This is a genomic window from Klebsiella sp. CN_Kp091 (assembly GCF_040065095.1).
Classification (GTDB): Bacteria; Pseudomonadota; Gammaproteobacteria; order Enterobacterales; family Enterobacteriaceae; genus Klebsiella; species Klebsiella aerogenes.
On record NZ_JBEAIO010000005.1, the window covers coordinates 171176 to 194273 of the forward strand.

Here is a 23098-nt window from a genome sequence, read left to right on the forward strand (position 1 = left end):
CCATGCAGGACGAAATGTACATGGCGCGAGCGCTGAAGCTTGCCGCGCGCGGACGCTTTACTACCCATCCTAATCCCAACGTCGGCTGCGTGATTGTAAAAGACGGCGAGATCGTCGGCGAGGGCTTCCACTATCGGGCCGGCGAGCCGCACGCCGAAGTGCACGCGCTGCGTATGGCCGGCGAGAAAGCCAAAGGCGCGACCGCCTACGTCACTCTCGAGCCCTGCAGCCACCATGGCCGCACGCCGCCGTGCTGCGATGCGCTGATCGCCGCGGGCGTTGCTCGCGTGGTAGCGGCAATGCAGGACCCGAATCCGCAGGTGGCCGGTCGCGGCCTGTATCGCCTGCAGCAGGCAGGTATTGACGTCAGCCATGGGCTGATGATGAATGAAGCGGAAGCGCTGAATAAAGGTTTTCTGAAGCGGATGCGCACCGGTTTTCCGTGGATCCAACTGAAGATGGGCGCTTCGCTTGATGGCCGTACGGCGATGGCCAGCGGCGAAAGCCAGTGGATCACCTCGCCGCAGGCGCGGCGCGACGTGCAGCGCCTGCGCGCGCAGAGCCACGCTATTCTGACCAGCAGCGCGACCGTGCTGGCGGACGATCCGGCGTTGACCGTGCGCTGGCAAGAGCTGAGCGCCGATACGCAGGCGCTCTATCCGCAGGAAAATCTGCGTCAACCGCTGCGTATCGTCATCGATAGCCAAAACCGCGTCACGCCTGAGCATCGAATTGTTCATCAGCAAGGTGAAACCCTGTTTGCCCGCACCCATGCCGATGAACGTACCTGGCCTGACAATGTGCGTACCTTGCTGGTGCCGGAACATAACGGCCATCTCGATCTCGTGCTGCTGATGATGCAGCTTGGTAAACAGCAGGTGAACAGCATTTGGGTGGAAGCGGGGCCGACGCTGGCCGGCGCTTTGCTACAGGCCGGGCTGGTGGATGAGCTTATCGTCTACATTGCGCCTAAACTGTTAGGCAGTGACGCGCGCGGTTTATGCGCGCTGCCGGGGCTTGAGAAACTGAGCCAGGCCCCCCATTTCAAATTCAACGAGATACGTCAGGTCGGACCCGATGTCTGCCTGCATTTAACGACTGCGTGATGTATTCCTAATATTAGGAAGCAGCGCCCAGAATATTATGATAAAATCCGCCCCCCTTGCGGGGCACATGAACCCGAAGGAAGAGTATGAACATTATTGAAGCTAACGTTGCTACCCCGGACGCTCGCGTCGCCATCACCATTGCGCGTTTCAACAACTTTATCAATGACAGCCTGCTGGAAGGCGCGATTGACGCCCTCAAGCGCATTGGTCAGGTAAAAGATGAAAACATCACCGTTGTTTGGGTTCCAGGCGCGTATGAGCTGCCGCTGGCGGCTGGCGCACTGGCAAAAACCGGTAAATATGACGCGGTGATCGCGCTGGGTACGGTGATTCGCGGCGGTACCGCCCACTTTGAATATGTGGCTGGCGGTGCAAGCAATGGCCTGGCGCACGTCGCTCAGGACAGTGAAATCCCGGTAGCCTTCGGTGTTCTGACTACTGAAAGTATTGAACAAGCCATCGAACGCGCTGGCACCAAAGCCGGTAACAAAGGCGCAGAAGCCGCGCTGACCGCGCTGGAAATGATTAACGTATTGAAAGCCATCAAGGCCTGATTTTTTGTAAGGGGAATTCCGTGAAACCTGCTGCTCGTCGCCGCGCCCGTGAGTGTGCCGTCCAGGCGCTCTACTCCTGGCAGTTGTCCCAGAACGACATCGCTGATGTTGAATACCAGTTCCTGGCGGAACAGGATGTAAAAGATGTAGACGTTCTGTATTTCCGTGAACTGCTGTCCGGAGTGGCGACTAACAGCGCGTATCTCGACGGTCTGATGAAGCCATACCTGTCGCGCCAGCTGGAAGAGCTGGGTCAGGTAGAAAAAGCGGTACTGCGTATTGCGCTGTTTGAGCTGTCGAAGCGTGACGACGTGCCGTATAAAGTGGCTATCAACGAAGCTATCGAGCTGGCGAAAACCTTCGGCGCTGAAGATAGCCACAAGTTTGTCAACGGCGTGCTGGATAAAGCGGCCCCGGTAATCCGTCCCCGCAAAAAGTAAACTGCAGGCCGGGCTTTGTAGGATCAGATCCTGCGAACCCGGCCTTATTCTTTTCTTTGCTGAGGCATAACGTATGGCATGCGGCGAATTTTCCCTGATTGCCCGTTATTTTGATCGCGTTAAAAGCGCCCGCCTTGATGTTGAAACCGGCATCGGCGATGACTGCGCGCTCCTGAATATCCCTGAGAAAAAAACGCTGGCAATCAGCACCGACACCCTGGTGGCGGGCAACCACTTTTTAGCCGACATCGACCCTGCCGACCTGGCCTATAAAGCGCTGGCGGTGAACCTGAGCGATTTGGCGGCGATGGGCGCGGAACCGGCGTGGTTGACGCTGGCGCTCACTTTGCCGGAAGCAGACGAAGCGTGGCTTGAAGCCTTTAGCGACAGTCTGTTTGTCCAGCTTAACTATTACGATATGCAGCTAATCGGCGGCGACACCACGCGTGGGCCGCTATCGATGACGCTGGGTATCCACGGCTTTGTACCGCCGGGCCGCGCGATGAAGCGTTCCGGTGCCAAGCCAGGCGACTGGATTTATGTCACCGGCACGCCCGGTGATAGCGCCGCCGGGCTGGCGCTTTTACAGGACCGGTTAACGGTTGATTCGCCAGCGGATGCCGATTACCTGCTGGCGCGCCATTTGCGTCCGATGCCCCGCGTACTGCAGGGCCAGGCGCTGCGCGATCTGGCCAATTCAGCGATCGATCTTTCTGACGGTCTGATTTCTGACCTTGGTCATATCCTGAAGGCCAGCGCCTGCGGCGCGCGTATCGATCTCGATGCGATGCCGTATTCCGATGCCATGCTGCGCCAGGTTGATCCTGAGCAGGCGCTGCGCTGGGCGCTCGCCGGCGGCGAAGATTATGAGCTGTGCTTTACCGTACCTGAGCTCAACCGCGGGGCGCTCGATGTCGCGATTGGTCAGCTAGGCGCGCGTTTTACCTGTATCGGCCAGATCGTGGCGGAAGCAGATGGACTGCAGTTTACCCGTGAGGGTAAGCCGATTAAATTGGATTTAAAGGGGTACGATCATTTTGGCACGCAGTAGAGACGAGGCGAAAAGCCGCCTTAATATGCGCAATCCCTGGCACCTGCTGGCGACCGGGTTCGGTAGCGGGCTGAGTCCGGTGGTTCCGGGAACGATGGGGTCGCTGGCGGCGATTCCGTTCTGGTATCTGATGACCTTTCTCCCCTGGCAGCTCTATTCGCTGGTGGTGATGATGAGCATCTGTATCGGCGTCTATCTTTGTCACCGTACGGCCAAAGATATGGGCACCCATGACCACGGCAGCATCGTTTGGGATGAGTTTGTCGGGATGTGGATCACCCTGATGGCGTTACCGACGATGGACTGGCAGTGGGTGGCTGCCGGTTTCGTTATTTTCCGTATCTTCGATATGTGGAAGCCATGGCCAATTCGTTGGTTCGACCGCAACATCCATGGCGGAATGGGGATCATGGTCGACGATATCGTCGCCGGGGTGATCTCCGCCGGCGTACTTTATCTGATAGGCCACCACTGGCCGATAGGTCTAATTTAAATCTGCACCCCGGCACGGCCGGGGTTTAAATTGCGGTGTTACTTGAAGCCGACGATTGGGTGGGGCCGATAGGGCGCTTCCAGCTTATCGATCTGTTCCGGCGTCAGGGTTAAATCGACGGCATGCAGGAGCTCATCCAGCTGTTCCTGACGCGAGGCGCCAATAATCGGCGCAGCCACGCCGGGCTTGCTTAAGAGCCAGGCCAGCGCCACCTGTGCGCGGTTGGCATCTAATTCTTCAGCCACTTCCTCCAGCTTCTGCGCTATCTGCTCATCATTGGCGTCGGTGGCGCTATACAGCGATTTACCGAACTCATCGGAGACGAGGCGTGCAGTCGTTTCTCCCCATGGCCGCGTCAAACGGCCGCGCGCCAGCGGGCTCCACGGCATGACCGCAATTCCTTTGCGCTGGCATAGCGGCAACATCTCGTTTTCTTCTTCGCGATAAATCAGGTTGTAGTGATCCTGCATGGTGACGAAGCGCGCCCAATTGTTCTGTTCCTGCAGAGCGAGCGCCTGGGCGAACTGTCGGGCATGCATAGATGATGCGCCGATATAGCGCGCTTTCCCGGCGCGAACGACATCGCTGAGCGCCTCCAGCGTTTCTTCGATGGGCGTGGCGTAATCCCAGCGGTGGATCTGCAACAGGTCGACATAGTCCATTCCCAGACGGCGCAGGCTATCGTCGATGGATCGCATGATTTGCGCGCGTGACAGCCCCTGCGGCAGATCGCCGACCTGATGATAAACTTTGGTGGCGACGATCACCGAATCGCGGCGAGCATATTCCCGCAGCGCGCGGCCAAGGATCTCTTCGCTGCTGCCATCGGAATAGTTGTTCGAGGTATCAAAGAAGTTAATTCCGCCTTCCAGCGCACGTTTAATCAGTGGACGGCTACTTTCTTCGGGCAGCGTCCAGGCGTGATTGCCGCGGTCAGGCTCGCCGAAGGTCATGCAGCCGAGACAGAGTCGGGAAACGCGAAGATGGGTATCGCCAAGAGGGATGTAGTGCATAAGACGCTCCTGCTACTTTAAAGGGAATCCTTTAAGCATAGCAGGAGCGGTATGGGCAATTATGCCAACCAGTCGCGGATTTTGGCTTCGATACCGGCGGCATCCAGGCCGAGGTCGGCGCGAACTTCTTCTTGAGTCCCCTGCGGGATAAAGAAGTCCGGCAGGCCGATGTTCAGCACCGGTACCGCGCGACGGTGGGCCATCAACAGCTCGTTGACGCCGCTGCCAGCGCCGCCCATGACGGCGTTCTCTTCAAGCGTGACCAGCACATCGTGATCGGCGGCAAGCTGCAGGATCAGCGCCTCATCAAGCGGTTTCACAAAACGCATATCGATCAGCGTCGCATTGAGTTTTTCCGCAACCTGAGTGGCTTCCGGCAGTAAAGTCCCGAAGTTAAGAATTGCCAGCTTCTCGCCGTTACGTTTCACCACGCCTTTCCCGATCGGCAGCGACGCCAGTGGTGCCAGTTCTGCGCCAGTACCTGTGCCTCGCGGATAGCGTACTGCGCTAGGGCCGTCGTTATAGTGGTATCCGGTGTAGAGCATCTGGCGACATTCATTCTCGTCGCTCGGGGTCATGATCACCATTTCCGGAATGCAGCGCAGGAAGGAGAGATCGAATGCCCCTTGGTGCGTCTGACCGTCGGCGCCGACGATGCCCGCGCGATCGATTGCAAACAGTACCGGCAGCTTTTGAATGGCGACATCATGGATCACCTGATCGTAAGCGCGCTGCAGGAAGGTTGAGTAAATCGCCACGATCGGCTTATAGCCGCCAATTGCCATCCCGGCGGCAAAGGTGACCGCGTGCTGTTCGGCAATGGCGACATCAAAATATTGATCGGGGAATTTCTTCGAGAACTCGACCATGCCCGAACCTTCACGCATCGCCGGGGTGACGGCCATCAGTTTGTCATCCTTCGCCGCGGTTTCGCACAGCCAGTCGCCAAAGATTTTCGAATAGGTTGGCAGGCCGCCGCTGCTTTTTGGCAGCACACCGCTGGTGTGATCGAATTTCGGTACCGCGTGGAAGGTGATGGGATCTTTTTCAGCCGGTTCATATCCACGGCCTTTTTTGGTCATGATGTGCAAGAACTGCGGTCCTTTCAGATCGCGCATATTCTTCAACGTATTGACCAGACCCAGTACATCGTGGCCATCTACCGGACCGATGTAGTTAAAGCCCATCTCTTCAAACAGCGTGCCGGGCACCACCATACCTTTAATATGCTCTTCGGTACGCTTAAGCAGTTCTTTAATCGGCGGTACGCCGGAGAAGACTTTTTTGCCGCCTTCACGTAGCGAAGAGTACAGCTTGCCGGACAGCAGCTGCGCCAGATGGTTGTTCAACGCGCCGACATTCTCTGAGATCGACATTTCATTGTCGTTCAATACGACCAGCATGTCTGGTTTGATATCGCCCGCGTGGTTCATCGCCTCAAATGCCATCCCGGCGGTGATCGCGCCATCGCCAATGACGCAAACGGTGCGCCGCTGCTTGCCTTCTTTTTCGGCGGCAATAGCGACCCCAATACCCGCGGAGATAGAGGTAGAGGAGTGACCGACGCTCAGTACGTCATATTCGCTTTCGCCGCGCCACGGGAACGGATGCAACCCGCCTTTCTGGCGAATAGTGCCGATTTTATCGCGACGGCCGGTGAGAATTTTGTGCGGGTAAGCCTGATGGCCGACGTCCCAGATTAAGCGGTCGAAAGGCGTATTGTAGACATAGTGCAGCGCCACGGTCAGTTCAACCGTGCCAAGGCCAGAGGCAAAATGGCCGCTTGAGCGGCTCACGCTGTCCAGAAGATAACGGCGCAGCTCATCGCAAAGCTTAGGCAGGCTATCTTTTGGCAGCAGGCGCAACTCCTGGGTGGAATCTACCAGCGCCAGGGTTGGGTATTTGGCAATATCAAAACTCATCAGAGACTCATTTATTGTTTATTTATCGCGCTGAATAATGTAATTAGCGAGCGCTTCCAGTGCCGTGGTATCCAGCGATTGCGCTGCCAGCTCATCTAAAGCCTGGCGGGCATCGGCAATCAGATCGCGCGCTTTCTGCTGGGCTTGCTCAAGACCCAAAAGCGCCGGATAGGTACTTTTGCCTAACTGTTGGTCGGCACCCTGACGTTTGCCAAGAGTCGCAGTATCACCTACCACATCGAGAATGTCATCCTGCACCTGGAAGGCGAGGCCGATATTCTCAGCGAAGCGATCGAGCGCTGGCAGCGCCTGACGGCCACGCTCGCCGGCGCTCAGCGCGCCAAGACGAACCGCCGCGCGGATAAGCGCTCCGGTCTTATGGCGATGAATTCGCTCCAGCGCCTGTAGATTGACCTGTTCGCCTTCCGCCTCGAGATCCAGCGCCTGACCGCCGCACATTCCGGCGACGCCGCTGGCCTGGGCCAGTTCGGAAACCATCGCCAGACGGTCACGATCCGGCACTTCCGGCATCGGCGTATCACTCAGTATAGAAAATGCCAGCGTTTGCAGGGCGTCGCCGGCAAGAATTGCGTTCGCTTCGCCAAACTTGATGTGGCACGTGGGTTGACCGCGGCGCAGATCGTCGTCGTCCATCGCCGGCAGATCGTCATGCATCAGCGAGTAGGCATGAATACATTCGACGGCGGCGGCTGGGGCATCCAGCGTAGAACGGCTAACGCCGAACATCTCGCCGGTGGCGTAAACCAGGAAAGGGCGCAGGCGTTTACCGCCTAATAATGCGCCATAGTGCATGGCTTCAACCAGCGGAGTGTTCTGAAACGGCAGCGGAGAGATAAAACGGCGCAGCGCGTCATTGGCCTGGGAGACACAGGCCTGTAATTGTTGCGGGAAGTCCATTTATTCAGCGTCCGGCGTAAAGGGAGTCAACGGCGCATCTTCGCTATCGGCCAGCAGGATTTGGACACGCTGTTCGGCCTGTTGCAGTTTCGTCTGCCCCTGGCGCGCGAGCTGCACGCCGCGTTCAAATTCGCTGAGCGCTTCTTCCAGCGGTAGTGAGCCGCTTTCCAGACGATTAACGATCTGCTCGAGTTCGCCTAAAGCGCTCTCAAAGCTGGCCGGGGCCTCATTTTTCTTTGGCATAGTGAATATAGACTCTTGTTATGTCTCGATGGCTATCAGTATGGTAACGGAGTCGGGCGGTTAAGCAAACTCGCGGCATTCACCCTACGGATACATTTTTGCGAAAATGCGCAATGCCAGGCGAAAAGCGAACAATGATGGTATACTCCGCGCCCTGGATGCAGACGCTGTGTTGCGCCTGTACAATTTTTTTGCTTAAAGCCCCGTCGGGCTTGCCAACGAACTAATGTCGCTATGAAGTTTATCATTAAATTGTTCCCGGAAATCACCATCAAAAGCCAATCTGTGCGGTTGCGCTTTATTAAAATTTTAACCGGGAACATTCGTAACGTTCTCAAAAACTATGATGAGACGCTCGCCGTCGTTCGTCATTGGGATCATATCGAAGTTCGCGCGAAAGACGAAAACCAGCGACCGGCTATTCGCGACGCGTTGACCCGTATCCCGGGCATTCACCATATTCTGGAAGTGGAAGACGTTCCTTTCACCTCGCTGCACAATATTTTTGAGCAGACATTACCGCTGTGGCGCGAGCAGCTCGAAGGCAAAAGCTTCTGCGTACGTGTGAAGCGCCGTGGTAAACATGAATTCACCTCAATTGAGGTTGAGCGCTACGTTGGCGGCGGCCTGAACCAGCATATCGAATCGGCGCGCGTGAAGCTCACCGACCCGGACGTGACGGTTAATCTGGAGATCGAAAACGATCGTCTGTTGCTGGTGAAAGGGCGCTATGAAGGTATTGGCGGCTTCCCTATCGGTACTCAGGAAGATGTGCTGTCGCTCATCTCCGGCGGCTTCGACTCCGGCGTCTCCAGCTATATGCTGATGCGTCGCGGCTGTCGCGTACACTACTGCTTCTTCAACCTCGGCGGCGCCGCGCATGAAATCGGTGTTCGCCAGGTGGCGCACTATTTGTGGAACCGCTTCGGCAGTTCTCATCGTGTTCGCTTCGTGGCAATCAATTTTGAGCCGGTGGTTGGCGAAATCCTTGAAAAAGTCGATGATGGCCAGATGGGCGTGGTGCTCAAACGTATGATGGTGCGTGCGGCATCGAAAGTTGCTGAGCGTTATGGCGTGCAGGCGCTGGTGACCGGCGAAGCGCTGGGCCAGGTATCCAGTCAGACGCTGACCAACCTGCGTCTTATCGACAATGTCTCCGACACGCTGATCCTGCGTCCGCTGATTTCGCATGATAAAGAACACATCATCAATCTTGCACGCGAAATCGGTACGGAAGATTTTGCCCGCACCATGCCGGAATACTGCGGCGTTATCTCGAAGAGCCCAACCGTGAAAGCGGTAAAAGCGAAGATCGAAGCGGAAGAAGAAAACTTCGATTTTAGCATTCTGGATAAAGTGGTTGAGGAAGCGAATAACATCGACATTCGCGACATCGCTCAGCAAACGCAGCAGGACGTGGTGGAAGTCGAAACCGTCAGCGGCTTCAGCGCGAACGACGTGATTCTCGATATTCGTTCTGTCGATGAGCAGGATGATAAGCCATTGAAAGTGGAAGGCGTCGATGTTGTTTCGCTGCCGTTCTATAAACTGAGCACCCAATTTGGCAATCTCGATCAGAGTAAAACCTGGCTGTTGTGGTGTGAACGCGGCGTGATGAGCCGTCTGCAGGCGCTATACCTGCGCGAGCAGGGCTTTACTAACGTGAAAGTGTATCGTCCGTAATTCGCCTGTACTTATGAAAAAGCCTTCCCTAAGGGAAGGCTTTTTTACATCTGGGGGTTAGCGTAGCGTCATCGCCAGTGCATTCAACTGATCGATAACGATATTCCAGCCTTCAAAAAATCCCATCTTTTCATGCTGCTCTCGGGTTTCCGCGTCCGCATGCAGTACCGTTGCCGTATAGCGACAACCGTCGTTTTCATCCACAAAGGTAATAATAGCCGTCATGGCAAAAGGGGTAACGGCCGGCCGAAAGTTCTCAGTTAGCATTGAGGTCATAACTATTTTTTGCTGCGGAATGACTTCAAGAAAACAGCCGGGGTTATCGCTACGTTCACCGTCAGGGCCGTGCATCACGGTGTGGAAAGCCCCGCCAGGACGCAAATCAAAAGCCAGGACGTCGGTATACCACGGTTTCGGGCACCACCAGGTTTTGAGTAATGCCGGATCGGCCCACGCGCGCCAGAGAGCTGCAGTGGGGGCGCTGAGCCAGCGGCTGATGACGAGGTCACGAGAATCGGTTGCGCTACGGGACATGCTACGGCTCCTCAGGAAATAAGGGGCGCCAGTCCGCTGCGCGGACCGGCTATCAGGATTCGTAGTAATTATAGATGCCAGCAGCCATGACCAACTGCGAAGCAACTTCATGCGCTTTTTCACGGCCAACCAGCAGGTCAATCATTTTGAGAGCGAAATCAATGGATGTTCCTGGACCCTGACTGGTCAACAAATTAACCCTTGGATCCCAAACGACGCGCTTATCCTGCCACTGTTCGGCGGGGATTTGCTCTTTTAGCGCCGGGAAACCGGTAATGTTGCCGATAGGAAACAGATTATGTGGCACCAGAACGGTCGCTGGCGCGGCGCAGATAGCCGCCACAATGCGCCCGGATAGATGAAATTGTCGTACGGTTTCTACCAGCAAAGGGCTGTCGCGAAAGCACTCGGCGCCCTTAATACCGCCAGGCAAAACGATGATATCAAAATCGCCATCGGCGACTTCGACCAGCGGCGCATCCGCGACGAGCTTCACGCCTCGCGAGCAGATAATGGTCAGATTGCCATCACTGGCGACGCTGGCGGTGGTCACTTTCACGCCGCCGCGCGCTAATAAATCGATAGTGGTGACCGCTTCGGTCTCTTCGCTACCAGGGGCGAGGCAAATCAGTGCCGACGCGTTCATAAATATTCTCCTTTCGCTTTACCTGTTCAAATAAACGGGCATTTTCCGGCACAGGCAGGCCGTGGGCGCGTGCGCGATTAAGCAGAAAACCAGTGATATAGTCGATTTCCGTATGCCGCTGCGCGCGGATGTCCTGCAACATCGATGAAATATTATCTGCAGTACTTTCAATGACCTGATTCACATACAATAACAGGTTTTCCGCCGATGTATGAATTCCTTCGCGCTCCATTACCGCTGCGACTTCCTGACAAATGGCATTGATCTCATGCGGGAAATCACGCAGATCGCCATTTCGGCAATCTTTCAGCGCGGTCAGGGGGTTAATGACGCAGTTGACGGCCAGCTTACTCCATAATGCCGGATGAATGTTGTCGTGCCAGGCGACATCCGGCAGTACGTTTTGCAGGATGTCAGCGAGGCCGCTGTAATCCTGGCTATAGCTTTTAGCAGGCCCGATATGGGTAGTCCCCTGCGCGACGTGAATGATGACATTGCCATCGCGGCGTGCGGCGTGGGTGGTGGACGCCAGCAACAGAGGTTGCTTGATGCTTTTTAATTCATTCAAGGTGCCCATGCCGTTATGAATAAGCAAAATAGGGGCTGAAGCCGGTAATATAGCGGCCAGATTTTTCACCGCCTGCGAAACCTGCCATGCCTTTAACGTCACTAGTAGCAAATCGCTGGTGGCGAGAAAATCAGGATCGTTAGCGGTCATTGATTCATTGAAATTACTACCGTCAGTCTCAATAAGATTAACGCTACAAAATGGTTGCGGGACGCGTAACCAGCCCTGGACCTCATGTCCGTTTTTATACAGCGCGGTTAACCATAATTGTCCCAGTGCACCGCATCCCAGTACGGTTACTTTCATTATTCCTCCTCACCTGCGACTTCCCAGGCGCTTGTAGCTAAAGTATAGCGTTATCAGCTAAGCTTCCGGGATAACAAGTTGAGTTATGCCGCGTTGTGGGTATTATGCAACGCAAAAGAAACGGAAGGAGAGGAAAAGATGCCATCTTTCGATATTGTCTCTGAAGTCGATCTTCAGGAAGCGCGTAATGCGGTCGAAAACGCAAGCCGCGAAGTCGAGTCACGATTTGATTTTCGTAATGTTGAAGCCACCTTTGAGCTGAACGAAACCAGTAAAACCATCAAGGTACTGAGCGAGTCTGATTTCCAGGTCAATCAGCTGTTGGATATTCTTCGCGCCAAGCTACTCAAGCGCGGCATTGAGGGAAGTTCGCTCGATGTGCCGGAAGCCTTTGTACATAGCGGGAAAACCTGGTTTGTCGAAGCTAAGCTGAAGCAGGGCATTGAAAGTGCGATTCAGAAGAAAATCGTCAAACTGATTAAAGACAGCAAACTCAAAGTACAGACGCAGATCCAGGGCGAAGAAATTCGCGTCACTGGTAAATCTCGTGACGATTTGCAGTCGGTTATGGCCTTAGTGCGCGGTGGCGACCTAGGCCAGCCATTCCAGTTCAAGAACTTCCGCGATTAACACGCAAAGCCTGATGGCGCAATGCCATCAGGCTTTGCGCTGATGTCGATGCCGGAGAAGATTTAAGCCGTTCTCCGGCAAATAAAAATCTTACTACTTAACTCTTCTGACCTGTTTTTTAATCCTTCCTCAAGGCGTTCAGCATATTTGTTTCATTATCAACGCCAGGTTAAATTTTCTGATTATTTTCTCAAATTGAAATTCATGAATATGAATTCATACTGATCGGTTCAAACTTGAGAGTGAATAATACCCGCGGGAAGTGGGCATGCAGCATTGATCTCAATCATGAAGTAAAGGAAGTTGCTTCTGTATGGAACGAATTCACTTTTTATTCATTATTTTAATCGGGGAAACTGTAACGGAGTAAGGATATGGAGTTGTGTATGTCATTGTTTACTGTGTGTCGCTAAAACATATTCCGACTTGGTTTAGCAGGCGAGATGAGAAATGATGAGCTACCAGCGTTGAAACGAATTATTACGCTCGATGCGTGGACAGGGAATGTCTCATATTTTGTATGAATTGAATCAGCTTTCTTTGTTCCAGGTAAGTATATGCATTCGGCGTAGGTGGGCGCAGAAATACATTTTTATGTATTTAAAATTAATTTGTTGAATAGAGCTGCATATAACATTTGATGAGTTTACGTGCTTTTCACAGGGATTTTGTACGCATGACGCGTACTTAAAATAGTCAGAGTGAGTAACGCTGCATAAGTGCAGGTTATTCATTATGGCTGCACTCAATCAATACTATCTTAGAAAGGTTTATATGAAATACCACGAAAACAAAAAAAGGTCAGTGAAATTAAACCCGATTGCAGCGTCATTATTACTGCTGATGCCCGTAATGGCGCAAGCGGAAATTTCTATTAAAAATGGCAGCGTTACTGAAGCTTCCAATGGGGTGCCGATTGTTAATATCGCGAAACCGAATAGCAATGGCCTTTCACATAACGTATACGACACGCTGAATGTTGGCGCTGAAGGCGTCATTTTTAATAACGCGACAAGCGCAGCACAGTCCGTACTGGCCGGACAGATTGCGGCCAACCCGAACCTTACGGACGGTAGCGCAATGGTTATTCTTAATGAAGTGACTTCAACGAATGCCAGTACTATTAATGGTATGATGGAAGTTGCCGGTGATTCCGCTCACTTGATCATTGCCAACCCTAATGGCATCACGACTCAGGGAGGCGGGTTCATCAACGCTGAAAAAGGGACATTAACCACGGGTACGCCAAAGATAGGTGACGATGGGTTATTAAATGGCTATTCGGTTAATGGCGGAACGATTACTGTAAGTGGATTTCAGAGCGAATCACCAACCGAAATCCTGGCGCGTAGTATCGTTGTGAATGGCGCGCTTTCTGCCAGTGAGCTTAAGATCGTCGCGGGGAGTAATGCGGTCAACGCCGACGGTGTAGTCACCGACTCCGTAACGCCTACCGGTAACGCAAGTACCTATGGTGTGGATGTTTCTAAGCTCGGTGGTATGTATGCGAATAAAATTAGCCTTGTCAGCACTGAAAGCGGCGTAGGCGTACGTAATCTGGGAACGATTTCTGCCGGGGATAGCGGTATTAAGATTACCAGTAACGGTAAACTGCTTAACAACAATGCGGTTATTCAATCCAGCGGCGATATCACCCTGAACACCAACGGTGTTTTAGAAAATAGCGCAGGGAAAATCAACAGCGATAAAATGATCGCTATTGATACTGCGGGTAATAAAGTTAGTAATATCAACGGTGGCAATATTTTAGCAACCACTAATAACTATATTACCAGCGGTAAATTCGATAATAGTAATGGTAAACTGGCTGCCGGACAAACGCTGGCTGTCAATACCAGTGGTAATTCTTTTACCAATACCGGCAAAGCTAAAACGGCGGGTATTGAGGCGGGTGTCGTTGCAATCGAATCAGGTGATTTTAATAATAACGACGGTCAGATTCATGCTGGCTATGTTGGCCTGAAAAATACATCGTTAACCAATAATGGCGGCACTATTGATTCAACGGGCAATGTCGAAGTTGAAAGTACTGGAAACATTGAAAACGTAACTGGTTTGATCCGCTCCAGTGCTGGTGCTGTAAAATTAACGACAACTAAAGCAGTTAAAAACAACGACAACAAATCGGCCGATACCACGGGCGGTGAATCCTTGGGCATCGTCTCAGGTAACGGCATCGAGATTGCTGCTGACTACTTATTCAACTGGGCTGGCGAAATTGCCTCAGATGGTGATGTGAGCATCCAAACCACCAGTGATATTGATAACTATATGGGTAAAATTGAAAGCAGTAAGACTGTTTCAATTACTGGTCGCGACATAAATACCAGCCAATCCGGTATTAACGGCGGAGATGGTGTAAATATCGATCTCGATAATTACTACAGCCGATTGGGAGTGATAACTTCAGTAAACGGTGATGTTACTATCAAAGCCAACACCGTGAGCACAGATAGTTCAGTCATTAAAGCAAAAAATATCAGTATTGAGTCCGGAGCTGATATCGATGCTAAGTATACTATGATGGTTGCTGATCAAAAACTAGCGCTTAATGCGGCAGGCAAAATCACCAGCACCGATAGCGACAAGTTTGGCTTCTATGTCGGCCAATACTTCGGTTATGGAAACCAACAAGGTGGTTTAATTGGCGGCGAGGGTGTTGATATTACGGCGAAAAGCCTGAATAACGAATCAGGTCGTATCATTGCGCAAACCGGTGATGTAAATATTAATCTGACTGGCGATCTCGCAAGTAACAAAGGGCAGATTGTTGCTAATTCAGGGAAGATGACGATTGCTGCGAAGAAAGTGGCTGCTGATTACGCAACAATTTATAGTTCAGGAAATATGCAGATTGACGCAACTGCGATATCATCAAAAGCAAGTGGTTCTGTTGCTAAAAATACCGCAACCGGCATCATCTCTTCAGATAGTGATATTTTAATTAATATTACTGGTGACTATAATAACACTGGATGGGTGAATGCTGCAGGCAATCTGACAGTAAATACTTCCGGTTACCTGACAAATAATCACGCCTTTAATGCAGGTGGTGATTTAAATCTGACTGGCAAAACTATTACTAATAACAACGACATTGCAGCGGGTAATACGCTTAATATCACCACTGCTAATGATTTGACTAATAATCTCGGCGCGAATATTACAGCTAAGACTACTAATGTCACCGCTAAAAATATCTCAAACTGGTCAAACCTGGTTGCTGATAGCCAGTTGAATGTCACTGCAAGTAATAACATCTACAACTATGGCAATCTTTATACAGCGGGTAAGGCGGTAATCAATGCTAAGAAAATCGTCAATACCGGTTTCTGGGCTGTATTAGGTGGGGCTCAAGGATTTGAGACTACAGCCAATGTTGTAAACGTATTTGGTACCGTTGTCGGTAAATAAATTAGGTAGTGGGTGAAAGCAGTAAGGGATTACTGCTTTCACATTATCAGGATATGAAATGGATATTCGATACACCTTTATCATTGCTTCTCTTTTTTTAGCCACGCTACCCGTGACCGCCGCTGATGTTCAGTTAGGGCGACTTATAAAAGAACAGCAAAGTAACGATAATGCGTCCTTACAAGACAGAAAAATAGAGCAGAAAGATGTGTATTCTGATGCCACGACAAAGAAGCACACTGATAGCACATTCCCGCAAGAAACACCTTGTTTTCAGATCAATGAATTGATTCTTAGTAATGACTTTTTAGATAACAATGGATTAAAGGAAATAAAAAATAAGGTGATTGGTAAATGCCTGGGAATGAATGGGCTCAAAAAGGCCGCTGTGCTGTTCCAGGATTATTATATAAATGCCGGGTATATAACCACGAGAGTTGAAATTCCCTCACAGGATTTGTCAACGAAAAAATTAAATCTGACGGTAGTTCCAGGAAGAATTTCCGAGATTGTTGTGGCTGATAATGATGTAAGCAGGTGGATTTTACCGTTTTCAGATGGCGATATACTAAACATCAGAGATTTAGAGCAAGGGCTGGAAAATATCCAGAGAACCCCTGAAGTGGATGTCAAGATAAACATCCTACCAGGCGCTGAAAATGGTACAAGCAAAGTGCTAATAAATCCCCAGCGTAAAAAAAAGTGGAGCTTAAGGGCTTCTTATAATAATTTCGGGGATAAGAGTGCTGGTAGTGAACTTATAGGTGGGACAAGTTATTTATATAATGTTACAGGCTTGAGTGATCTTTTTTATCTGGCAGGAACAGGTAGCCACACTGGTGGTTATAAGAACGTGAGTACTTATTATAGTGTGCCATTCGGATATTCTGAATTCAGTCTTTATTATAGTAAAAGTAAATCCCATCAAGGTATAGATATCGGTGCATATACTTTTGATTATGTTGGAGAGACGGAATACTTCAGTCTCAAGGGCAATAGAATGCTATACCGCAATGTGAACTCAAAATTGTCTACCAGTGCTGAACTGATCAGACGTAAATATGACTACACATTGGGCGGGACAGAACTGGTACTGCAAAAACGTGATATGGGTAATGTACGGTTAGGTTTAAATTATAAGAGAAACTTTACCGGAGCTGCGCTGGACTCAACGCTGAGCTGGCAGCGGTTTACCAAAGCTTTTGGCGGTACCGACACGCCTGATATGCGCACTGGCACTGTTAGTAAGAAAAGTCAGATTGTGAACCTTAATGTGAATTACGTGAAATGGTTAACAATGCTGCCAACTAACGCCTATTATGAACTTAATTTTAGCGCCCAATACTCACCAGATAATTTGACGTTACAAGATCAATTCACGATAGGCGATCGTTGGAGTGTACGTGGCTTTCAAAACAGTGATGGTATCTATGGCAATAAAGGCTTCTTTTTACAAAACACGCTAAATGTTGTTACAGGATATAAAGGTCTCATACCTTATATCGGCGCTGATTACGGTCAAATAATTGGTGAGTTACCTTCACAAAATCTTAGCGGCAAGAAATTAATGGGTGGTATTTTAGGTGTCAAAGGGAGTGTCAGAGCTTTGGAGTATGATGGTTCGATATCAGTACCCTTTATCTATCCCCATGATTTGGATGTCGATAAATATAAAATTAATTTCAATCTTGCGTACCAGATTTAATTCATCGGGAACTCTGTAATGCGTATTGGTACAGATATTGTTGAAGTGGCAAGAATAGAAAAAGCCATTGCTAATGATAAGTCAGGATTTCTTCATCGAGTATTTACGGATAATGAAATAAAAGATATTGGTATTACTACCATTAATTACGAACGAGTATCAGGCTTTTGGGCTGCTAAGGAGTCGCTGGTAAAAGCTATTGGGTATGGATTTAGTCACGGAATTCGTTTCCATGACATCGAGGTTGTCCATGACGAAAATGGAAAACCTGAGTTTCTATTGTCAGGGAGGGTGAAGTACATACTTAACGAGCAAAAGATTATGAATATATCATTAAGTATTTCTCACTGCCGGACATATGCGATAGCCGCAACCATAATCTATTAATTAAAGGCATTTATGTAAAATGTATAGGTATAGCGATCTTGTAAGTAAAAAAGTGCTGATTACTGGTGCCAGCGGCGATATAGGTCTTGCAATTTGTGGGAAATTTCTTGAGCAAAAATGCACGGTTTATGCGTTATATAAATCAAATGTCGAGCCCTTGCTTTCTCTGAAAGAACATCATGCTAATGGTGATTTACTTAATATTTTGCCGTGTGATCTCACAAGCCAGGAAGAAGTCATTGCGTTGTGTAAGCAGTTGGCCATCGAAGCCGGAAGACTGGACGTGCTGGTGAATAACACGGGCATTGTCAAGGATAGCCTTTTTGCATCAATGACCTTTGATGATTTTTATTCGGTTATCAACATTAATTTACTTAGCCTGTTCCGGTTAACGAAAGAAGCATTAATGTTATTACGTTCCGCAGAAAGCCCTGTGGTTATCAATGTCGCATCTGTGGCTGCTCTTGTACCAAGCGTTGGTCAGGCAAACTATAGCGCATCAAAAGGTGCAATATTAAGTTTCACCAGGACTCTTGCAGCTGAGCTGGCGCCTCGGGGCGTACGCGTTAATGCGGTTGCGCCGGGGATGATTGAATCCAAAATGGCGAAGAAGGTTCCACGTACAGTTGTTCGTGAAGTGACTAATTCAATTCCCTTAAAACGACTCGGGAAATGTGACGAAGTAGCCAACGTTATTGTTTATTTAAGCTCTACGGCATCCAGCTACATCATAGGGCAAACCATCGTGGTCGATGGTGGCATGGTAATGCGGTGATTTATGTCTAAGTATTCGATACCGCCAAAAATTTTTCTTGCCATGGGCGGCTGGCGTCAACCTCTACTCATGGTAGATAAAATAGTCGATTATAAATATGGAGAGAATGGCTTCATCAAAGTTATAAAACATGTAACTTATAATGATCCTTATCTGCTTGGGCATTTTCCAGAAGACCCCATTATGCCAGGGGCTATCATTTCTGAAATATTTGGCCAGGCAAGCGAGTATTATTCTTTCCTCACTGATATCTGTGACATTTATCAACATCACACGGGAGAAGAGCTCAGGACATTGCGTGACATCCATACTTATATCAAGCATCCGGATATGTTGAACATAATACATACAAGGCGTGCTGAGGTACGGGGTGTATTAGCCTCACAGAACCTGAAGTTTAAAGAAGCGGCTTACCCGGGAGATACGATTGAAGTGGTAAGTAAACTCTCATTTTCTGATGAACGCGGGTTTAAACATTATTTAGTTACAGCCAACGTTGGCAAAAGAGTCATTAGTCAGGGCGTCATTATTAACTTTAGAGAAACCATTTAGTTTTCCAAGGAGATTCGGTGTGACAAACATCCATGATGAAATCAATGAAAGAAAAAAAATAATCGTTACGATTAAAAGCGAAATTATTCAACGTCTAAATGTTCAGCGTGAGGCTCATCAAATAGATGATGACACGCCGTTGTTTGGTAACGGATTGAAACTTGACTCTGTAGATGCAACGGAAATTATCGTTATGCTTGATAAAACCTTCAACATCCAGGTATCGGAAGGCGATGATCCCGCTTATATGCGAAGTATAAATAATCTGGCATCTTTCATACTAAAGAAAAAAGCATCCTGAATTGAAACAGTTACATTGAAGGGCATTCTATGAAGTTACTTTCTGACCTCCATTTTAAAAACAATGCGGTTATGGGAATCTATAATCATCAATGCGTACCATCTTCATATCATGATGTTTTTGAAGAATATAAAGCAGTTCGTGAAAATGTCTTGTTGGTAGATTATTCTCATATGTCCATTACCAGCGTGATGGGTGAAGATGCATGGGCGCTTGTGAACTATATGGTCTCTGCTGATGTATCAATCATTCGTGATGAACAGGGTATTTATTCTTTGCTGCTCAACGCAGATGGAACCATCCGCGGTGATGCTTATATTCTGTGTGCCGCTGAAGGTTATTATATTTTATCCGAGAATCTCACCGCGAAAGAAGTTGTAGATATCCTGAATGAAACCCTTATAAAGGCCGATGATTTAGATATCCAGGAAATTCCTGAGATAAAATCGATGGAAGAGGATGACTGGGGCGTCATTATGCTGGAAGGGCCGTATGCCTGGGAGGTAATGGCTGAGGTTTATGGTTTTGATATCATTGGCTTGCCTTATTATGAATATATGAACACCGATGATGGGCTAATGATTTTTCGTTGTGGAAAACATGGCGAATTCGCATATCAATTGATTGGCGCACAAGCAACGCTTGTTACGATGTGGATGAAATTACAAGAAATAGGCGCCAGATATTCGCTGAAAACCGGTGGCTTAGATTTTCAACGTTTGGTGAGGATTGAAAATACAGGATGGGATGAAAGTATTTATCCTCGCTATTCCAGTAATCCTGTTGAACTACAAATGCAGTGGGCTATCCAGTATGACAAAGAGGACTTCATAGGTAAGAATGCAGTAGTGGAGTTATCACGAAATGGCGCAAAACGTAAGCTTGTTGGGATCTCCCCCTGCGATGAATGTAGCCGGATCGACTCAGATGATCTGGTGATAGTTAATGGATGTCAGGTTGGAGTTATTGTCAATGCAGCATATTCTCCGGCAAGGCAAGCATGGATTGCGCTGGCCCTTATTGATGAGGGTTATGCGTTAGCTGATATTGCAGGTTTTAGCCTTAAAACCGCAAATGGCGAAATCACCGCAAAAACACAAAATTTACCATTTATTTATAACTTGAGCTTATTGGTTAACCCAACAACACATAGCTATGTTGATGCGTCGAAAGCAAAGAGCGCGCTTGTCACGGTATAACATTTAGCGACGACAATATTGTATCCAGCATCGGTCGGTAGAGAATAAAAATCGGGATAGAAAATAAAATTATGGAAACGAGCAGAAAAAGAGTGGTTATTACCGGCATGGGGATTTTGTCGTCTCTGGCTGACAATATAACAGACTTCAGGCAAGCACTGCTGGAGAAAAAAAATGGCATCGCTGATAGTGCGCGTTTCTCTAAATGGTTTGCGAACGCTCGTGCGGCTGAAATGCTGCATCAAATTCATTGCCCCGAATTATCAAAAGAGGTTATCTCATCGCTAGATAATGCTGCGCTTTGGGCCTACAAAGTTGGCAAGGAAGCGCTCGAGCAGGCAGGACTGGCGACCAATCGACCGTGCCTGGAACAGATGGGGCTGATTGTTGGCGTTTCTTCGGCGGGTACTGAAGCTTTCCTTCCGCTATTTGAGCAGCGTATTCAGGACTTTTCGTTACGTAAGGCTCTTTTTTCAGGCAGCTTTTCATCGTGTTGTTCCAGCGCCTCTACCTTATTGGGTTTGAAGGGGGGAGTGGAACTCGTCGCAACAGCTTGTACGGCGAGCCCGAACGCCGTCGGCATGGCTTTTGATTACATTCAAAATGGCAAAAGCAAGGCTATGCTGGCTATTGGAACGGAACCCATTTATTTACCAACCTTTGCTGGTTTTTATGCTCTGAATGTTATGCACCCGCAATCGTGTTCGCCATTTTCGGGACATTCAGGGATGTCTATTGGCGAAGGAGCAGGGGCAATAGTACTGGAAGAGTATGAGCATGCCGTCGCACGCGGCGCGACGATTCTCGGAGAAATTCTCTCTTACGCCACCTCGTGTGATGCATATCATGAAACGGGACCCGATCCGCGCGCCAGCGGCGCAGTGAAGGTTATGCAAAAAGCTATGGCGAATGCAGGTCTCAAACCGGAGCAAATTGATTACGTTAATGCGCATGGTACGGGGACGCAAGCTAATGACCAAATAGAAACTCTGGCGATGAAGAAAGTTTTCTCTGGCGCCGAACATATATTGATCAGCTCAACTAAATCCTATTTTGGTCACAATATTGGCGCCGCCGGTATTGTCGAGCTCATTGCATGCTTAGTCACCCTTCCGCAGAAGCATGTTCTGCCAACGTTGAATTTTTCGCAGCCGCGCCCTAACTGCGATCTGGACTACGTTGCGAATGAATTTCGACACAAAGATATCAACATCTTTATGAAGAATAACTACGCATTCGGCGGTAATAATTGCTGCATGATTGTCAGTACGAAACCATGTTCAGTTCCTCTTACCACCTATGATGCTAAACGTGTTGCCATAACTGGGATAGGTGCCGTATCGGCTATTGGACATACTCTTAATGAAATTCTTCGCTATATCCATGAAGGCGACAAAACGGTGGAGTTGAGCGGCGTAGTCTTTCCTGATGACACTCTCGATGAGGCTAAAGCGCTGTTGGACGTTGTAGCAAAAACCCATCAATTTGCGGAAATATTTGGCGCAGAATATCAAGACGCGGCCTATCAACAACCGGAGTCAGAAAAGCACTTTAAAACTTATCAGGTGAAAGACCTCGAACCACGTAAACATCTACGCCGCTATGACCCGCGCAAAGCAACACGCGGCGGTACGTTTGCGCTGATGGCACTTTCAGAAGCGCTGAATTTGGCGAAACGTAAGATTAAACGCGATGGCGATGATCTGGGAATGGTTCTGGGGATGGCCCGTGGACCGCAAGAAACTACCTATAAGTACTTACAAAGTTTAAAACCTGACCCGCGCAAAGTACGCACATCAGAGTTCCCTGGTTCACTGATGAACTCGATGACGACGTTTTGTGGGATTTCAGAAGGTATAAAAGGATATACGACAACGTTAGCGACCGGTGAAAATGCGGCACTTGGCGCATTGACCTATGGCTACGAAATTGTTCGTCAGCAACTACAGCCGCAGGTCATTGTTGGTGGGGCTGATGAACACTTTCCGTCGATGTCTCTGTATATGGATGCGGTGACCAATAAGATTCATATGACGTCGAATGCCGCTGACTATCAGATATATGCCAAAGAAGCGCATGGATATGTTCCGGGTGAGGGTGCTTGTATGCTGTTATTGGAAGACGCGCTTGCCGCTGCTTCCCGTGGCGCTGAAGTACTGGGGGAAATTGCGGGTTACGGTAAGTCATGCAGTAATACCTACTTTGATGCAACGCAAATTGAAGAAAAATCTATCGCGATGTCTCTGGCGATCGCGCGCGCGCTTGCAGACGCGGGTATTACCGCAAAGGAAATTGATCTAGTCTGTGGAACCAGTAATGGTAGCGAAGTGAGCTCAATAATAGAAATTAATGCGATTTATAATTCTTTCCATTGCCATAATCCACATGTGCCAGTAGTGAATTATAACGCATTCTTTGGCTTTGTTGCTTCATCTGCAGGGCTTTTAAATCTTGCGGTGATTCTTGATTGTATTCAAAGACAATCCGTTCCTGCTATTCCTTATACACAAACCTTTGCCGATAAAAGAATTAATTTTGTCAATGAAACGCGAGAAATAACTATCAAATATGTTCTTTTGATTGGCGCTACCGAAGGTGGGAATTATTACGCTATCGTCATTAAAGGATAATAAG

22 protein-coding genes are annotated in these 23098 nt (G+C 49.3%); 15 read left to right on the forward strand and 7 right to left on the reverse strand.

Going from position 1 to position 23098, the window contains the following annotated elements:
- Positions 1-2: 2 nt before the first annotated feature.
- From ribD to pgpA, 5 genes are all read left to right on the forward strand, one after another.
- Positions 3-1106, forward strand: coding sequence for a bifunctional diaminohydroxyphosphoribosylaminopyrimidine deaminase/5-amino-6-(5-phosphoribosylamino)uracil reductase RibD (gene ribD, locus ABLV17_RS05355; RefSeq protein WP_087860404.1), 1104 nt, complete (start codon positions 3-5; stop codon positions 1104-1106).
- Between the two features lie 86 nt (positions 1107-1192).
- Positions 1193-1663, forward strand: coding sequence for a 6,7-dimethyl-8-ribityllumazine synthase (gene ribE, locus ABLV17_RS05360; protein ID WP_001021161.1), 471 nt, complete (start codon positions 1193-1195; stop codon positions 1661-1663).
- 20 nt (positions 1664-1683) lie between these two features.
- On the forward strand, positions 1684-2103 hold the full coding sequence (nusB, locus tag ABLV17_RS05365) for a transcription antitermination factor NusB (RefSeq protein ID WP_015367993.1): 420 nt from the start codon (positions 1684-1686) through the stop codon (positions 2101-2103).
- A 73-nt stretch (positions 2104-2176) separates the two neighbouring features.
- Positions 2177-3154 carry a thiamine-phosphate kinase gene (gene thiL, locus ABLV17_RS05370; RefSeq protein ID WP_087860403.1) on the forward strand — a complete coding sequence of 326 codons (978 nt, stop codon included), beginning with the start codon at positions 2177-2179 and terminating at the stop codon, positions 3152-3154.
- Positions 3135-3647 (forward strand): phosphatidylglycerophosphatase A, encoded by a 513-nt coding sequence (pgpA, locus tag ABLV17_RS05375; RefSeq protein ID WP_259678433.1) that lies wholly within the window; start codon positions 3135-3137, stop codon positions 3645-3647. The genes thiL and pgpA overlap by 20 nt, the downstream gene beginning before the upstream one ends.
- A 38-nt stretch (positions 3648-3685) precedes the next feature.
- Here the strand turns inward: pgpA and ABLV17_RS05380 are convergent, their stop codons facing one another.
- The 4 genes from ABLV17_RS05380 to xseB are packed head-to-tail and all read right to left on the reverse strand — an operon-like array spanning position 3686 to position 7743.
- Entirely contained in the window at positions 3686-4660 is a 975-nt protein-coding gene (locus tag ABLV17_RS05380) for an aldo/keto reductase (RefSeq protein WP_045381017.1), read from the reverse strand.
- A 59-nt stretch (positions 4661-4719) separates the two neighbouring features.
- On the reverse strand, positions 4720-6582 hold the full coding sequence (gene dxs / locus ABLV17_RS05385; RefSeq protein WP_308958236.1) for a 1-deoxy-D-xylulose-5-phosphate synthase: 1863 nt from the start codon (positions 6580-6582) through the stop codon (positions 4720-4722).
- A gap of 18 nt (positions 6583-6600) precedes the next feature.
- Positions 6601-7500, reverse strand: coding sequence for a (2E,6E)-farnesyl diphosphate synthase (gene ispA / locus ABLV17_RS05390; protein WP_087860399.1), 900 nt, complete (start codon positions 7498-7500; stop codon positions 6601-6603).
- Positions 7501-7743, reverse strand: coding sequence for an exodeoxyribonuclease VII small subunit (xseB, locus tag ABLV17_RS05395; RefSeq protein WP_015367987.1), 243 nt, complete (start codon positions 7741-7743; stop codon positions 7501-7503). It lies immediately after the preceding gene.
- Between the two features lie 234 nt (positions 7744-7977).
- Here xseB and thiI point away from each other — a divergent pair, with 234 nt between their 5' ends.
- Positions 7978-9426 (forward strand): tRNA uracil 4-sulfurtransferase ThiI, encoded by a 1449-nt coding sequence (gene thiI / locus ABLV17_RS05400; RefSeq protein ID WP_087860398.1) that lies wholly within the window; start codon positions 7978-7980, stop codon positions 9424-9426.
- Positions 9427-9483: 57 nt separating this feature from the next.
- Here the strand turns inward: thiI and ABLV17_RS05405 are convergent, their stop codons facing one another.
- Genes ABLV17_RS05405 through panE form a run of 3 tightly spaced genes read right to left on the reverse strand, consistent with a single transcriptional unit; the run spans position 9484 to position 11480 of the window.
- Entirely contained in the window at positions 9484-9960 is a 477-nt protein-coding gene (locus ABLV17_RS05405) for an SRPBCC family protein (RefSeq protein ID WP_308958235.1), read from the reverse strand.
- A gap of 52 nt (positions 9961-10012) precedes the next feature.
- Entirely contained in the window at positions 10013-10606 is a 594-nt protein-coding gene (gene yajL / locus ABLV17_RS05410; protein WP_308958234.1) for a protein deglycase YajL, read from the reverse strand.
- Positions 10569-11480, reverse strand: coding sequence for a 2-dehydropantoate 2-reductase (gene panE, locus ABLV17_RS05415; RefSeq protein WP_308958233.1), 912 nt, complete (start codon positions 11478-11480; stop codon positions 10569-10571). The genes yajL and panE overlap by 38 nt, the downstream gene beginning before the upstream one ends.
- Positions 11481-11618: 138 nt before the next feature.
- On the opposite strand from panE, the gene ABLV17_RS05420 reads away from it, so the two are divergent.
- The 9 genes from ABLV17_RS05420 to ABLV17_RS05460 all read left to right on the forward strand — a co-directional run bounded on the left by ABLV17_RS05420 (position 11619) and on the right by ABLV17_RS05460 (position 23094).
- A complete protein-coding gene (locus ABLV17_RS05420) occupies positions 11619-12110 on the forward strand; it encodes a YajQ family cyclic di-GMP-binding protein (protein WP_087860394.1) in 492 nt (163 codons plus the stop codon).
- A gap of 735 nt (positions 12111-12845) precedes the next feature.
- Positions 12846-15545, forward strand: coding sequence for a filamentous hemagglutinin N-terminal domain-containing protein (locus ABLV17_RS05425; RefSeq protein ID WP_308958232.1), 2700 nt, complete (start codon positions 12846-12848; stop codon positions 15543-15545).
- Between the two features lie 58 nt (positions 15546-15603).
- Positions 15604-17250 (forward strand): ShlB/FhaC/HecB family hemolysin secretion/activation protein, encoded by a 1647-nt coding sequence (locus ABLV17_RS05430; RefSeq protein WP_308958231.1) that lies wholly within the window; start codon positions 15604-15606, stop codon positions 17248-17250.
- A gap of 18 nt (positions 17251-17268) precedes the next feature.
- On the forward strand, positions 17269-17637 hold the full coding sequence (gene acpS / locus ABLV17_RS05435; protein WP_308958230.1) for a holo-ACP synthase: 369 nt from the start codon (positions 17269-17271) through the stop codon (positions 17635-17637).
- 19 nt (positions 17638-17656) lie between these two features.
- Positions 17657-18412, forward strand: a complete 756-nt coding sequence (locus ABLV17_RS05440) for an SDR family NAD(P)-dependent oxidoreductase (protein WP_308958229.1) — start codon at positions 17657-17659, stop codon at positions 18410-18412.
- A 3-nt stretch (positions 18413-18415) separates the two neighbouring features.
- Entirely contained in the window at positions 18416-18964 is a 549-nt protein-coding gene (locus tag ABLV17_RS05445) for a 3-hydroxyacyl-ACP dehydratase FabZ family protein (RefSeq protein WP_087860389.1), read from the forward strand.
- Between the two features lie 19 nt (positions 18965-18983).
- Complete coding sequence (locus tag ABLV17_RS05450; RefSeq protein WP_087860388.1) at positions 18984-19265, forward strand: phosphopantetheine-binding protein; 282 nt, start codon at positions 18984-18986, stop codon at positions 19263-19265.
- A 29-nt stretch (positions 19266-19294) separates the two neighbouring features.
- Complete coding sequence (locus ABLV17_RS05455; protein WP_113373741.1) at positions 19295-20464, forward strand: aminomethyltransferase family protein; 1170 nt, start codon at positions 19295-19297, stop codon at positions 20462-20464.
- Positions 20465-20535: 71 nt separating this feature from the next.
- The gene (locus ABLV17_RS05460; protein ID WP_348854120.1) at positions 20536-23094 is read left to right on the forward strand and encodes a beta-ketoacyl-[acyl-carrier-protein] synthase family protein; all 2559 of its coding nucleotides are present in this window, start codon (positions 20536-20538) and stop codon (positions 23092-23094) included.
- Positions 23095-23098 lie beyond the last annotated feature (4 nt).